13 protein-coding genes are annotated in these 14,039 nt (G+C 37.9%); all 13 read left to right on the forward strand.

Annotated features, from left to right (window positions below; genetic code table 11):
• Positions 1–13 precede the first annotated feature (13 nt).
• The 13 genes from ACIQ7T_RS08640 to ACIQ7T_RS08700 all read left to right on the forward strand — a co-directional run bounded on the left by ACIQ7T_RS08640 (position 14) and on the right by ACIQ7T_RS08700 (position 14,019).
• Positions 14–589, forward strand: a complete 576-nt coding sequence (locus ACIQ7T_RS08640; RefSeq protein WP_370080651.1) for an FHA domain-containing protein — start codon at positions 14–16, stop codon at positions 587–589.
• A gap of 39 nt (positions 590–628) precedes the next feature.
• A complete protein-coding gene (locus ACIQ7T_RS08645; RefSeq protein WP_370080653.1) occupies positions 629–1,156 on the forward strand; it encodes an FHA domain-containing protein in 528 nt (175 codons plus the stop codon).
• Positions 1,157–1,162: 6 nt separating this feature from the next.
• Positions 1,163–2,002 (forward strand): PP2C family protein-serine/threonine phosphatase, encoded by an 840-nt coding sequence (locus ACIQ7T_RS08650; RefSeq protein ID WP_370080655.1) that lies wholly within the window; start codon positions 1,163–1,165, stop codon positions 2,000–2,002.
• Between the two features lie 50 nt (positions 2,003–2,052).
• The gene (locus ACIQ7T_RS08655; RefSeq protein ID WP_370080657.1) at positions 2,053–3,684 is read left to right on the forward strand and encodes a serine/threonine protein phosphatase; all 1,632 of its coding nucleotides are present in this window, start codon (positions 2,053–2,055) and stop codon (positions 3,682–3,684) included.
• A gap of 4 nt (positions 3,685–3,688) precedes the next feature.
• The gene (locus tag ACIQ7T_RS08660; RefSeq protein WP_370080727.1) at positions 3,689–4,963 is read left to right on the forward strand and encodes a normocyte-binding protein; all 1,275 of its coding nucleotides are present in this window, start codon (positions 3,689–3,691) and stop codon (positions 4,961–4,963) included.
• Positions 4,954–5,649, forward strand: a complete 696-nt coding sequence (locus ACIQ7T_RS08665) for an iron-dependent peroxidase (RefSeq protein WP_370080659.1) — start codon at positions 4,954–4,956, stop codon at positions 5,647–5,649. The genes ACIQ7T_RS08660 and ACIQ7T_RS08665 overlap by 10 nt, the downstream gene beginning before the upstream one ends.
• A gap of 22 nt (positions 5,650–5,671) precedes the next feature.
• Positions 5,672–8,320 (forward strand): molecular chaperone, encoded by a 2,649-nt coding sequence (locus ACIQ7T_RS08670; RefSeq protein WP_402869778.1) that lies wholly within the window; start codon positions 5,672–5,674, stop codon positions 8,318–8,320.
• Between the two features lie 33 nt (positions 8,321–8,353).
• Positions 8,354–9,127 (forward strand): DNA and RNA helicase, encoded by a 774-nt coding sequence (locus ACIQ7T_RS08675; protein WP_402869780.1) that lies wholly within the window; start codon positions 8,354–8,356, stop codon positions 9,125–9,127.
• A 293-nt stretch (positions 9,128–9,420) separates the two neighbouring features.
• Positions 9,421–10,065 (forward strand): hypothetical protein, encoded by a 645-nt coding sequence (locus tag ACIQ7T_RS08680; protein ID WP_402869782.1) that lies wholly within the window; start codon positions 9,421–9,423, stop codon positions 10,063–10,065.
• On the forward strand, positions 10,062–11,594 hold the full coding sequence (locus tag ACIQ7T_RS08685) for a phage baseplate assembly protein V (RefSeq protein ID WP_402869784.1): 1,533 nt from the start codon (positions 10,062–10,064) through the stop codon (positions 11,592–11,594). The genes ACIQ7T_RS08680 and ACIQ7T_RS08685 overlap by 4 nt, the downstream gene beginning before the upstream one ends.
• Positions 11,595–11,609: 15 nt before the next feature.
• Positions 11,610–12,707, forward strand: a complete 1,098-nt coding sequence (locus tag ACIQ7T_RS08690; protein WP_402869786.1) for a pentapeptide repeat-containing protein — start codon at positions 11,610–11,612, stop codon at positions 12,705–12,707.
• A 39-nt stretch (positions 12,708–12,746) separates the two neighbouring features.
• Positions 12,747–13,244 (forward strand): hypothetical protein, encoded by a 498-nt coding sequence (locus tag ACIQ7T_RS08695; protein ID WP_402869788.1) that lies wholly within the window; start codon positions 12,747–12,749, stop codon positions 13,242–13,244.
• Between the two features lie 376 nt (positions 13,245–13,620).
• On the forward strand, positions 13,621–14,019 hold the full coding sequence (locus tag ACIQ7T_RS08700) for a DUF4280 domain-containing protein (protein WP_402869790.1): 399 nt from the start codon (positions 13,621–13,623) through the stop codon (positions 14,017–14,019).
• Positions 14,020–14,039: the final 20 nt, after the last annotated feature.

The following is a 14,039-nucleotide window of genomic DNA, read 5'->3' on the forward strand; positions in this document are numbered from 1 at the left end:
GGAGTGTGATACCATGTATGGTCAAAATTCAATGGATGCATACACTGAAAACGCAAAGAAACAAATGATTATAAAAGTTATGGATATCATTATTGTCATAATCGCCTTCTTTTTCATTCTTTACGTATTTGTCATGAATCAGGAGTTTATGTTGAAAACAATTATTGGACTTATGTTGGTCATACTAGCAATTGTTTATGGCTCTGTTAAGTATGAAGCAAGAGATAAAAAAGATGATGTGACAAACAAAAAAATTCGAAAATTAGTTCTCCTCAATGATCGAGGAGCTGAAATAGATGAATGGGAGATAGATGACCAAACATCATTACTTATTGGGAAAAGTTCAGCTGACAATAAGGCAGATATCGATTTAAGCGGTACAGAATATGAATCGCTTATCAACTATGAACATGCCGTATTAAACAATGTTTCTGGAGTATGGTACATAGAGGATATTGATTCTGTAAATGGTGTTGGACTAAAAAAAGCTCATAAGCGCGTTAAAAATAGAATACAACACGAAAGCCCTTACCCAATCGGTAATGGAGACATGATATACATAGCAAATACGCGAATTTTAGTGAAATAGAGACAACTAAATTCGTAACATAGACGGGGGATAGCGAAAATGAGTTTGATTAGATGTACAAATGGTCACATGTTTAGTTCAAGAAGACATAGAAATGTTTGTCCATATTGCAATGTAATGGTGGAACAAGAGCAAAGACCAAGCAGTCAGCAAGTAGCTGTAGCTGAGGTAGATGATAAAACAATGCCATATCTCGGAGAAATGGATGGCATTGATCCGGTAACGGGATGGTTAGTTTGTATTGAAGGGCCACAAATGGGTCGAGACTATCGGATTTTATCGGAAAAAAACTTTATTGGTAGAGCCGAGGATATGCACATTCGTATTGTTGGAGATAATTCAATTTCTCAGCGTAACCATGCAGTCATTGTTTATGATCCTAAAAAAAGAAACTTTTATCTACTTCCAGGAGATGCATCAGGCTTAGCTTATCTTAATAATGAAGCGGTTTATACGCCAACAGAGCTTGCTGCGTATGATGTTATTCAGTTAGGCAGAAGTATGTTTCTTTTTATTCCCTTATGTGGTGTTCATTTTGAATGGGAAAACAACAACAGTGAGGAATGATGACAAATGGATCCGAAACTACTGCCTTACATAATTTCGCTTATTTTTATCGTTGTACTCGTTGCCTTATTAATCATTCGAAACATGCTTGCGCAACAAAATGAAAAAAACAAAATAGAAATCGGAAATGGACAAACAATTGGCAGACGTGATGAGCAAGATGATTATTTCTCAACAGCTGAAACGAATGATGGGACAATTGCTGTCCTGGCAGATGGTATCAGTGGTTTAGCAAATGGTAGGATGGCAAGCACGGTTGCTGTCAATACATTTATTGAAGAATTTAAAAAGCTTAGCGGTCTAAATACGCTAGAAAAATTTTTTAAGGAGGCAGCTTTTGCAAGTAATCATATGATTGTCGAAAATTTAAATGGCTCGAATGGTGGTACTACATTAGTGGCAGCCGTTATTGATGATAACGGATTTCTTCACTGGGGAGCCGTTGGAGATAGTGTCATAACCATTTTTCGAAACGGAGAATTTAAGGCAATCAATCAAAAGCATATTTTTGAATCAGTGTTAACTGAGCGATATATATCTGGTGAAATATCTCAGCTTGAGGTGCAGGAAAATCCTTTGAAAAAGAGACTTATCAATTATTTAGGGTATGAAGGCTTTAAAAATATGGATATAGGAAAAAGTCCGATTCCACTAAATAGAGGGGATAAGGTATGTCTATTTAGTGATGGAGTCTATGATACTTTAACAGAGGTTGAAATGGAAAAAATTCTCTCTCAGCAAGCTACTCCCTATGATATTGCTCAAGACATTATTAAAGCCGTTGAACATAAACGCTTAAAAAATCAAGATAATGCAACCATCGTTATTCTAGAAAAAACATGGTAATCATTTTACTTGTCGTCTTTAAATGAGTCAGTAAATAAGGAGGAGTAATCATGAGAAAGGAAAATAGCAACTTTAAAACAAGCTTTTTATCCGAAGCGGGCTCATTTTTGCAAAATAAAGATTACTTTGCCTATACAGAGCTGGACGATATAGCCTGCTGGGTAGCTATAAAAGGGTTAGATTCTGATCAGGAAATAAGTAGTGCAGAGCTTGCTGTAAAGGCAATTTTAGAAAAATTTATGGAAAAGCCATCTATGTCTAGAAGAAGCATTAAAAAATATTTGAAAAATGCGCAAGACATACTTCAAGCTCAAAGCTTAAGGGTGAGATTGAAAGCTAGTATTGTCATGGTTGTCTCAGATTACTCAAAGATGATTGTGGCAGTTGCCGGAAATTCGAGACTGTATCATTTCCGTAATGGTACTTTATCGTATAAAAGCACAGACCAAAGCTTAGCACAAGAGATCGTGAATAATAGGAATCGTTCGCTCGACATTAGCCAGCATGAGGAAAGAACCAATTTACTAAATTATCTTGGTAAACCAAAAGATTTTCAGCCTTTTGTTTCTAAGAAAATGAAGTTAATGGATGACGATGTACTAGTGCTTTGTACAGCCGGCTTTTGGGAAGATGTCAATGAAATTGAAATGGCAGATGCGTTGGAAGAAGCAAAAGAGCCTGAGCAATACATTGATTTATTAGAAGAGGTTTTGTTAAGTAGGCAAAAGAAAGTTGTTAATAATTACACAATTGCAGCTATATTTGCTAACAAGGTTTATCAGGAAACAAATAAGAAAAGAATGAAATACATCAAAATGATTGCAGCTGCATTAGTGCTAGCTTTGGTCGTAGGTGGAGGCACGATTTTTTATCAGGCAAAACAAGCTAAAAAAATGGCTGAATTAACCGTAGAGATGAAAGATCATGAAAAGAGCGGAAACCAGTATTTTCAAGATGGAACTTATGATAAGGCACTGCTGGAATATAGCGAGGGCAGGAATGCGGCTAAAAAATTGAAGGATCCAATACATAGAAATATACTAGCTAGAAAATTAAGAGTTACCGATCTGATTATTAGTGGAGATAAATCCGCGGAAGAAGGTAAATTTAACGATGCGCTTGAGTCATATGAAAAGGCTAAAAAAGAAGGAAAGCTTATTAAAGACTTTGGGAAAGGAGTAGTTGAACAAAGAATCGCCAATATGGATACTATTGTACAAATTGCTGAAGCTGTGAAAGATGGAGATTTCCGATTTGAGGCAGAGGATTACAATGGGGCTCTTGAAACGTATCAAAAGGCAAGAAAAAAAGCCCTGACAATTGCCTATACTGGGGAACCTGAAATAAAGACAAAAATAGAAGATACAGAGGCTAAAATTGCTGAATTAAAAAAGGCCCAGAAGGAATTAAAGGCTGAGGGCTTAGAAAAAAGCGGAGATCAGAGCTATGCACGCCAAGAGTTTGGGAAAGCGATTGAATATTATACACTTGCACAGGAAATTTATCAGGAAACAGAGCTACTGTCGAAGGTTTTAGGTCTTGAGCGAAAGGTTATGAATACCAATGATAAATTAAATCCTCCTCCTCAACCGCAAACTGCTGATAATGCAACACCGCCTACGAATGAAGGGACAGCTGCCAGTGAGCCATCTAATGCTGAAGTGATGAAAGAGGGAAAATAAATTGATGAAAGAGCTCATGATTGAACGGTTACGCAAAATAGAAGATTTAGAGCAACGTCAACTGCTAAAGGATATTGTCAGTGGCGTTTTTGTAAATTTAATCGATTATCAGGATGAAATGAACAAAAGGCTCGAGGAGCGCATATTCAACGAAATGGATGATGTTGAGAATAGGTTTGATATTTATGTGACGCTAAGTTCTAAGGAGGATGTTGACCCTATTCATGAATGCTTATTCCCGATGCGACCAGCTGATTTAGAAAGTAATTCAATCAGTATTAAAAAAATGCTTGAAGCGTTTAAAAACAATGGATCGGCAGAACTGTTCACATTATTTTTAGAATGTGATTCCATGCAAATTCAACAGTTACTTACGGAGCAGCGACTCTTTAGTGGAAAGCTAGAAACGACAGAAGGACAAGTAGAGATTAAGGTCAGTCTTACACAAAATACGGACTATTTACAAGAGATTAACAAGCTTTATCCGCTTTTCCAAATAAATGGCTTACCATGGAAAACAATTAATCATCCATTCGTCTATAAATTTTTTAATATCAATTTAGTAGATTGTCCACCTTTAAATGAGGATGCCGAAATTACAGAAATAATTGTTGACTTAGAGGAGTATGAGCAAGTAAAACGACTGAATATGGTTCCACTATGGAATATTGAACGTCATGAAGTCAAAAATGTCGGTTTTCCCATTCCTGCAATCGATAAGGTGAATTATGAACATGTCCTTTCCATACGTAAAATCGGCAACGAGCATGGCTATCTTGTTGAGGCCGAAGAGGATAATGTTCGTTACGTTAAACGTTCAGACAATGAATTAACAATTGTTTCACCCCGAGATAAGTCAGGGGTTTGGCAGTTAATAAAAATTGCAAAAATGGAAGATGAGAAAATCGGGAAATTAAATTACGAGCTTGTATCAAATAGAAGAATTGAGCATTTTATACACAAATTCGCTAACAAGTATACGGCTAATGTTAAAACGAAGGGCGAAATTACGCGTATGATTAATTCTTTCGAGGCTGCTGACAGCTTTGAACTTGTAGATGTCGAAATAGTGGACGCCTATTCTGGAACAAGCTTTACTCATTCTGCGAACACTTTCTTAACGGAAATGATAGGCGAAAATAATCATAAAAAAACGATGCTACTAAAGTTTAAGGCGAATGAGGAGAGAAACTTTATTGCAAACGATATTTTAAGCTTCCTCGTATCAGAAGTGCAACGGCATTTCTTTGAATATGAATGTGTAGGTGTTTGGCTATGAACTATATTTGGGATTTGCTCATTAAAGCTGAGGATGAAGGCCTTTCTAAAAAGGATATCTATTTTCATCTTGCCGAAACCTATTCACCTTATATGGAACTTAGTCCACAACTATTAAATGCACAGTATGTTGAACAGCACGTTGAAGTAAATCCATATTATCGCTATTACGGGATTTTTAATGGTCTCTTCCATCCAGATAATTTTGCGGATATTGAGTTTAGGAATTATCTTTTAGATACCGTATTGCATTTTTTAGCTGAAATTGATCGTATGCAGGGCATGAATAAACGAGAGTTCTATATTCGTTTTATCTTAAGAGAAATCGAGGCCGATGTATTTGGTAAATTAGTGCGTGACAATATTCATGCCTTTACGAAAAAGGAGCAAGAAATAGTTGCGCTCAACATGCTAAGACTGTACCGGACAGGTGAAGAAATTTACTTATTAAAGGATACGCTGAAAAGGCTTTTTAAAAATTGCATGATTTATGTGAAATCGGAAGACCAGGATGAGCTGCTTTTATACATTCGTCAAAAGCAGACAGAACAAAATCAGCAAAAGGTCCAGCTTGTACAAGAAATTTTTCTGCCAATAGGCTTTCATATGGAGGTTTATTGGCAATATCACTTTGGCATTATTGATGCAGAGGAAACAATGAAGCTAGATCGAATAGCTCTTTACTAAACAGAGCAGAGGAGGGATTCCAATGACAACTAAATATTCATATAAGCTGTATGCCAATAAGCGTAATACAGAAAAGAAATATATGACCTATACACGAGTAGAATTAATGGAAATGACAACCTTCCAGCTTAGAAATATTTGCTATAAGGAAAAGCTTGTAACTGGTCTAATTAATACACTGACAAGAGACGAGTTAATCGACAAGATTTTAAGATATCGTGGCTCTGAAGAAAACCCTCTTATTAGAGAAAAAAAAGATGGGGGCTTTGAACGAGTAGAAGCGGCCATGCAAGAGTATTTAAAAACACCGATGTCTGACAATGGTGACATTAAAATTCCTGCCAAAATGAGCTTATATAGCGGGATGAAGATCGATAAACCCGATCAGTATTTCGTGGAAACAGGCGGCTTTCTTGTTGAATCCAATGTACTACTAGTCAATGAGCAGCTGGAACTTTGTGGCATTCTTAATATCCTTAAAGATGACGAAGTCCCAAATCAATATTATTTCGCTGCTGATCAAGCAATAGGTATTCGGAAGACAAACAATAAAAACTACAGCTTTATTTTTTTAAGAAAGCAAGATTCCGAGTATATCTGTAAGACGTATTATCAGGAAACCCCACTTCCGCCAACAAATCTTCATTATTATAAGGTTCCAATACCAGATTTAGAGATGAAACAGCTGGAAACAACGAATGCCATTCTTGCGATTGACTTTGGTACAACAAATACAACAGCTGGTGTGTATTTAGAGAGCGATTATGTGTCCTCTCCTTGCAGTCATGATTTGTTAAATAACAGAATTCAGCTAAATAGCATCAATTTTGTGCAATTTCCAGATCCACTTCATCAAAACGAATGGATTGAAGTAGTGCCGACGGTCATGACTGTCGCAGATTGCTCAAATGCAGACCAAGTAAACTATCACTACGGCTATGAAGCGTTAAAAATGATGAAAAAAAATAGCTATACATCATTGGCTACGAAATTCCAAGGTATTAAACGCTGGGTTAGTAATTATGCCAAGCTGGAAGAGGTGATGGATGCCAACGGAAATACAGCACTTGTTCCACGGAGCCAAATTTTAAGAGAATTTATACTTTATATTATTCAAATGGCGGAGCACCAATTTAAATGTCGTTTCAAGCATTTACATATCTCCAGTCCCGTTAAGCTGAAAACACAATTTTTAGATATGTTTCGTGCGATTTTACCTGAATATCAAATTGAAACGGAGCATGCCCTCGATGAAGGGATGTCGGTTCTTTATAATACAATCGCCAATCAAATAGAAAATGATAGTTTTCTCGATGGCAAGGAATATAAAGCACTCGTAATCGATTGTGGTGGTGGAACAACAGACCTTTCTTCTTGTAAGTTTCGCATAGAGGACGGACATATTTCTTACAAAATTGATATTCATACTACCTATGAAAATGGAGATACGAATTTTGGTGGCAACAATATTACTTATCGTATTTTCCAATTTATGAAAATCGTCTTTGCAAACTATTATAGTCGAGGAAAAAGTGATTATGATATCGATGCATTAATTGACATTCCAGGTAAGGATATTTATCGCTATGTAGACGACCATGGCGTTGAAGCAGTGTACGAACAATTCGAAAAAGCCTTTGTAGATGCCGAATATATTATCCCTACCCGTTTTAAGGAATATGAAAATCGAACACGTGATGAGTACCTCCGTGTCCGCAATAATTATTATTTCTTATGGGAAATGGCAGAAGAGATGAAGAAGGAATTTTTCCGCAAAACAGGTATATTAAGAAGTCGTTTTTATGCGGATAGCGATATGCAGCACGATAGTGATTTAAATGTCACAGCAGTAGATCGCTGGTGCCTGTCGTTAGTAGAAAACAATCAATTTAAAGAAGTTTATGACTTCCCAAATGTCTTTTTCAACATTAAAGAAATCAATCATCTCATTAAGGCTGATATTTATGATATTGTACGAGAGTTTTTAGAAGAATTTTATGAGACTGGCATACTGAGTGACTATTCCATCATTAAATTGACGGGACAATCCTGTAAAATAGACGCATTTCGCGAGGCTTTAAAGGAATTTGTACCAGGACGCAGCATTGAGTTTAGACAAAAGGCTGAAAATATTGGGAAAGTTCCAGAGTTAAAGCTTGCTTGTTTAAGAGGAGCACTTCGTTATTTAAATGCCAAGAAAATCGGCATGATCGAAACAAAAGTGACGAATCATGCACCAGTTGTCCCTTATGCTGTCAGTGCCTTTACACATAATCGTCAGGAAAAATTACTGATTAGTAGCTTAGAAAGACTGAATCAAATTCACGGGACGATTTCTCGCCCATGGGGTGTAAAAGAGGTGGAGTTTTACTTAACGGGCAGTGATAATCACTCAACGTATAAATACACGTACTTTAATCGTCAGGAGGATTATGCGCCTGTTCTTTATGAGAATATCGCCATGCACTATCAAGATAAAATTCCGCAGGACGAGACGGACTCCATTACGAATGGAGAAGTGAAGTTCTTCGTCTTTGCAGGCGAAGATCATTGGGGCTTCCATGTAGTTCCAGTAGCAAGAAAAGACGAGCAGCTGTTTATCGGACACAAGGAATTCTTTGCCTTCGAAACCGATTTGTCTGAGCTAGATTTCTTTGATGGATTAAAGTAAAAGTGAAAAACAAGAAAAGAGGTGGGTGACAGCTTGTTTGCCAATCAATATCCACATTTTCAAAAAGGCCGCATTTTAAAGCGAGAAATGCTAGAAAATTTGCGAGATTACCCAAGAGATTTTTTAGATTTATATTTCCAAGATTATTCTAATGGCATTATTTCCGGTGCCAGAATTATTGTAGCAGATACAAGCCTCATCATTACAAAAGGCATTATCAAGCATAATGGAAAGCTCTATATGCTGCATAGTAGCTATGAGCTTCCTTATGAGGCGACAGGAAGCGAAACGATTGTAAAAGTACGTTTTGCTGAAGAAGTGAATGAATTAGATTTTAGAAACCATACAACAGAGATAGTCCTAGATGATTCGCTAGAGCTTGCACATAATGAGCTAGAGTTAGCGCGCTTTAAATTAAAATCGGGTGCCAAACTGCGTTCAGAGTATATTGATTTTCTTGATTTTGCTACTGAATACAATACGGTCAATTATCTTCACTGTCAGTATGCAGGTTTTCAAAAAAGCACATATCATCCAATCATTTTGCAATATTTTGCACGAGAGCTGTTAAAAAATCGACCAGCCAATCCGTATGATGTCGCTTTTGCTTTAGAGTGCTTAAATCAGGAGCGCGTTCAACGAGATGCAATCGATTTCTATATTTGCAATCGACTAGAGCTTGATTACCAAACATTTTCTAATAGTCAGATTCATAAATACTTGAACCGTATTTTAGTGGAATCAAAGCGTGGTGGTCGTATGACAGGGCACAGTCAAGGGCGACCAAAGCGCATGATTGTTGACTAGCTGATGGTCTGTAGATGAAGAACGTTCAAGAAATGGACAACGTGAAATAGCTCACAAGGAAGCGGCTTTATAAGAATGATAAACACCGTATGAGGAGCATTTCCTAGGGCTTTGTCAATATAGATGAGCAGGATATTTCAGTCATTGATTCAGCATGTCATGGAAGGAAAGATTTCGTTTTGAACGCCGAAGCTATTTTCGATCATGTCATCTGAGTTAGCCTTAATAGGAAAGCAAAAAATTACAGGGCTATGAGATAGAGAAAAAAGAATCGAAACAAAGGAGCGAAAACAATGAAATTTATGGATGAAAAAGTTATCGAGATGACGAAACATGCAAGGCAGAAGAAACGAATGGAGAACATCGAAAGCCAATTATTACATACTGATATTGTGAAAGCGATTAAAGATGGTCAGCTCATGATTGAAGATGAAACGATTGAGTTTAAAGAAATAAGTTTTTATGAGGATCAAATCCGGATGTGCATGCCTGCAACATTTGACGTGATGGAGACTGAATTAATGGATATTAAATATCCTTCCAGTCGTAGACCCGATTATATTTATACAAGCGAAAGTACGTCCATCAATGTCACGCTGAAAATCATGGAACAACAGGTAAAAGAAGAGGAATTAGAAGACTTCACAGAGGCCATGAGGAACATCCTACAAAAAACGCAGCCAACTACGAAAATGTTGGATAGCGGCATGAATGAAGTTAACGGTTTACAAATTGGTTACTTTGATTTTATTTCGCCAGCACTAGATAACAAGATTTATAATTTAATGTTTTTGTTTATTGTAGGCGAAAATGTGACGATGGGCTCGGTTAATTGTTTGAAAAAAGAGATGAATATTTGGAAACCCATTGCTTACGGCATGATGGAATCTATCTTGGTTGAAAACAAATTATTAGATGGAGAAGGTGTTGTCGAATGAATAAGGAAACAGCCTTAACGTATAAAGATATCATCGTGATGCCCTATAATATTCGCGTCAATCAAATCGAAATTACGCAACAAATGAATGAGCATGCTACTTTGCATTTAACGGGCGTGATTCCAGATGAACTCGAAGATTCCTATGTATATATGACCGATGCCGAAACGGCTATTGAAGTATTGCAAATCGGTAGTGGTGGACAAACTATTCCTATTTTTAATGGGCTGGCGTTAGATGTACAAGTGAAATCGGTTTTGGGTACCTATTATTTGGAGGTTAAAGCCGTTTCACATACGTATGTGTTAGATGTGAAGAAGATAAACCAAACCTATCAAAATGCGAGTATGCCCTATAGTGAATTAATAAATGCATGTATTGCCGATCAAAAAGGTGCAGATTTCATGGATTATGCCTCAAAGGGCGCTACTATTGGCCGTTTCACGATGCAATATATAGAGACAGATTGGGAGTTTCTTAAACGTATGGCATCAAGATTCCATACAGGTCTGGTGCCAGATACGGTTCACCCAGCCGCAAAGTTTTACTTCGGCGTACCATTTCAAGCTGGGGGTACGCAGAAAATGGAGGCCATTAATTATCGAGTTAAAAAGGCGATCGGCAATTTCCTTGTGTCCAGTAAAAATCATCTCGACGGTATTACCGATAGTGACTATATGTACTATGAAGTAGAATCGTTTCAACTATTCAAAATAGGCAATGAAGTGACGTTCCAATCAAAAAAATTATTTGTCTATAAAATCTTCTCAACTTTAAAAGATGGCTTGTTCAAGCACATCTACACGTTAACACCTCAGAACGGCTTCAGTGTTCACACTACTTATAATCAAGCTATTATTGGTGCCTCCATTCAAGGCAAAGTAATTGATGTTGCGGGGGATAAAATTCGTATTCATGTCGATTTCGACGAAGGTCAAGATAAAGATACAGCGTATTGGTTTCCGTATTCAACGATCTATGCATCAGAAGATAATACAGGCTGGTACTTCATGCCAGAGCTCTCTGATAACGTTAGAATCTATTTCCCAGGCAATCGTGAGGATGAAGGGATTGCGATTAGTTCCGTATCAAAAGCGCCTCCACAATCTGGTTCGATGTTAGCAGCGACGAATCCGCCTAGTCCAAGCGGTGGTGGAAGTGCTAGTGGCGGTGGCGGAGGTGGCGGCGGATCAAGACCTGCACCACCAGAGGATAGTCGCCAAGATCCAGCGAGGATGGCTGATCCAGATGTCAAAACGCTCAGAACGAAGCACGGTAAACAAATTCTACTTGCACCTGATCGGATTGTCATATCTGGTGGAGGATTAATGATTTCGCTTATGGATGATAATGGAATCTCCATCATAAGTGATAAAAATATTACCTTACAAGCAACAGATAAAGTCGCCATCAATGCGAAGCAAATTATGATTAATGCGAGCGAGAAAATAGAGATGACTTGTAAAGACAGTTCAATCAAGATGGAAGACAAAATGGAGATTAAAGGAACAGAAGTACGAGCAAATTAGTGAGGATGTGGACGCATGAAACGAGAAGAAGCATTACAGCATTTTATGGATGAATGCGTGTCGGTTCATGTCAGCCGATTACAAGAGAAGATTGATCGACAGTTTCGCCAAGAGAAGGAAGTCTTGCTACAACCAATCATTACTTCACTTGAGCAGCTGTTTGAAAATATTAGAAATCAACAAGAGCAAGGAAGGTTAGCGCCAGTTGCCTTTATTCATTTTTCATTGCTACGAACATCATTACTAGATAACAAGTGTACGTATTTGCTAGAAGCGTATGGAGAAAAATGGTACTACGACTGGGGAGAATGTACGGCACAGTATGAAGCGGAATGGCTCAGCGAAGCGATTATAGATTTACACAAAACGCTTGAAAAAGAAAGAAAACCATATCTCGCTATCCAAGCAGCTGACGTTCGAGGAATTATTCAACAGACTGTGATTCTGTTTCATCAGTATATTATTCAATTGGTACGCTATCTCTTCCGTTATGAAAAAGAAAGAGTGCCTGAAATAGACTTTCAACGGGCAGTTTGCTTGCGATTTCGTGTCGGGGAATATAAAGGATTTAGTGAAGATGTTGGGGTCATCGATGACCGGGAACGAGAGGAACAAAATCTTCTCTCATGGTTAGAGAAAAACGAGACGGATAAATCTTATACATTTGAAAATTTCTCGAGCCTACCATTACAGCAAAAACACTTCAACCAAATGGACTTTTCTTATGCGAATTTCAATGGCAGTGACTTAGAGGGGGCTTCATTGAAGCAAAGCGTTTGCGTCGGTACTAGTTTTGTAGATTGTAGCTTAGGGAATGTTGATTTTTCCTATGCAGCCATTCAAGATGCTGATTTTCGAAATGCCAATTTAGCAGGCGCTAATTTTACGCATGCACAAGGAAAAACGCTAATGCTTCCTGATGATGAAGTTGCGTGTTACCTTGGCACTGACTTCAGTCATGCAAATTTGGAAAATGCAAAATTTGAGTTTGCGCAGATCGCAGGCGCTAATTTTACAGGTGCTAATTTAAAAGGAGCTACCTTTTTTAAACGAGATCAAGAGAAATGTCTATTTAGCCCAGACCAGATAAAAGACATTCATTGGATTCATTAACTTTGAAATCAACAGAAATGATAGTTACAGGAGGAAAAGATGGAGTATTTTATTGTTCGGCAAGATCAAAGCATTACAAATCCAATTATTCCTTTCAAAACAGACCTCGATGATAACTTCGTCTGTTCATCTGTATTCGGGGAAGTAATAGAAAAAGAGAATGCGGTATATCTGGATTATTTAGAGAAGCCTCGAAGAATCGTGTCGGATGATTTAAAAGGGTTATTGGTGAAATATGAGGATAACTTAGAATTTACAGCCATTGTCTTTACGGATGTGAAGAAAGGAACACAGCGTGTGCATTGGCTTATGGACATTGTAAAGAAGAACTGTATTTCCGATGAGACGGCTTATTATCCAGACGGACAAATAAAGGAGCTCGTAATTGACCCGAAGAAAGTGGAACTGGATTGTATTTTTCAAGTCGACGGCAAAAAGGAATCGTTCACCATCGTCAATTTAGATGTGGCAGAAAGTATGCTACGACGACCATATATCGGGATTCAGCTGCAACGAGTAAAACTACAAGGACGATAGATCATTCTAATAAATCATGGCTCATTATCAAAAGTTGTGGATGACATTTGTTAATGTTCATTTATATAAGTTGATTGGAGTAGAGACTGGGCGACTCCTTGGGGATTAGCGATAGGGGAACGAAGGCTAAAACCATCACATCCTGTGATAACACCTTCGTGACCAACATCGTGTTGGCCCGAGACCCTGGAGCAAAGCGAAGCGGCTCATCGGACGCCCCCAGGAAGCTTTGCTCTGTGCGAAAGCGAAGCGACAGCAACAAAGCGCCCAGTCGGAACGGAAATCAACTACACGCTATGATGATAAGCCTAAATCATTCCAAAACACTGTCGTAGTTTGAAACAGTGTTCAATCGATACGAAAGGAAGGATAGTTAATGGCTCAAGTTGTAGAAAGTTTGGAAACAGAAGGTTCAGAACAGGAGCAATTTAGTTATGTCGTTCATGGAGCAATCATTTCATGTGAACATGGTAGCCACCTCAATTATTTAAATTTGCCGCAAGACCATGGCGTTTATATTAAAGAGAAAGCCGTAATGAATGTAGGGGATCGAAACCCTGACAACATCCCAACCTTTGGTGTTTGTTTACAGTTGCAAAAGCCATGTACGCCAACATGTTCCATTGATTGGATGGAAGGTATGGAAAATGTCAATGTCGAGGGGAAACAAGCGTTATTAAGCCGCTGCCATACTCAATGCTCAGCAGGTGGAGGCAAAATCGAAATTATTCATGATGGGCAAGAGGAAATAGAAATACCGAAACAAGGTTTTTAAAAGACAAAGTTGATGGAAAG

It is taken from the genome of Lysinibacillus sp. NPDC096212, assembly GCF_044763105.1.
GTDB lineage: Bacteria > Bacillota > Bacilli > Bacillales_A > Planococcaceae > Lysinibacillus.

Bases quoted from the DNA above. Each gene is read 5' to 3' on its own strand.
- ACIQ7T_RS08670 (WP_402869778.1), top strand. From the start codon at position 5,672: ATGACAACTAAATATTCATATAAGCTGTATGCCAATAAGCGTAATACA.
- ACIQ7T_RS08655 (WP_370080657.1), top strand. From the start codon at position 2,053: ATGAGAAAGGAAAATAGCAACTTTAAAACAAGCTTTTTATCCGAAGCG.
- ACIQ7T_RS08650 (WP_370080655.1), top strand. From the start codon at position 1,163: ATGGATCCGAAACTACTGCCTTACATAATTTCGCTTATTTTTATCGTT.
- ACIQ7T_RS08690 (WP_402869786.1), top strand. From the start codon at position 11,610: ATGAAACGAGAAGAAGCATTACAGCATTTTATGGATGAATGCGTGTCG.
- ACIQ7T_RS08700 (WP_402869790.1), top strand. From the start codon at position 13,621: ATGGCTCAAGTTGTAGAAAGTTTGGAAACAGAAGGTTCAGAACAGGAG.
- ACIQ7T_RS08645 (WP_370080653.1), top strand. From the start codon at position 629: ATGAGTTTGATTAGATGTACAAATGGTCACATGTTTAGTTCAAGAAGA.
- ACIQ7T_RS08660 (WP_370080727.1), top strand. From the start codon at position 3,689: ATGAAAGAGCTCATGATTGAACGGTTACGCAAAATAGAAGATTTAGAG.
- ACIQ7T_RS08640 (WP_370080651.1), top strand. From the start codon at position 14: ATGTATGGTCAAAATTCAATGGATGCATACACTGAAAACGCAAAGAAA.
- ACIQ7T_RS08695 (WP_402869788.1), top strand. From the start codon at position 12,747: ATGGAGTATTTTATTGTTCGGCAAGATCAAAGCATTACAAATCCAATT.
- ACIQ7T_RS08685 (WP_402869784.1), top strand. From the start codon at position 10,062: ATGAATAAGGAAACAGCCTTAACGTATAAAGATATCATCGTGATGCCC.
- ACIQ7T_RS08680 (WP_402869782.1), top strand. From the start codon at position 9,421: ATGAAATTTATGGATGAAAAAGTTATCGAGATGACGAAACATGCAAGG.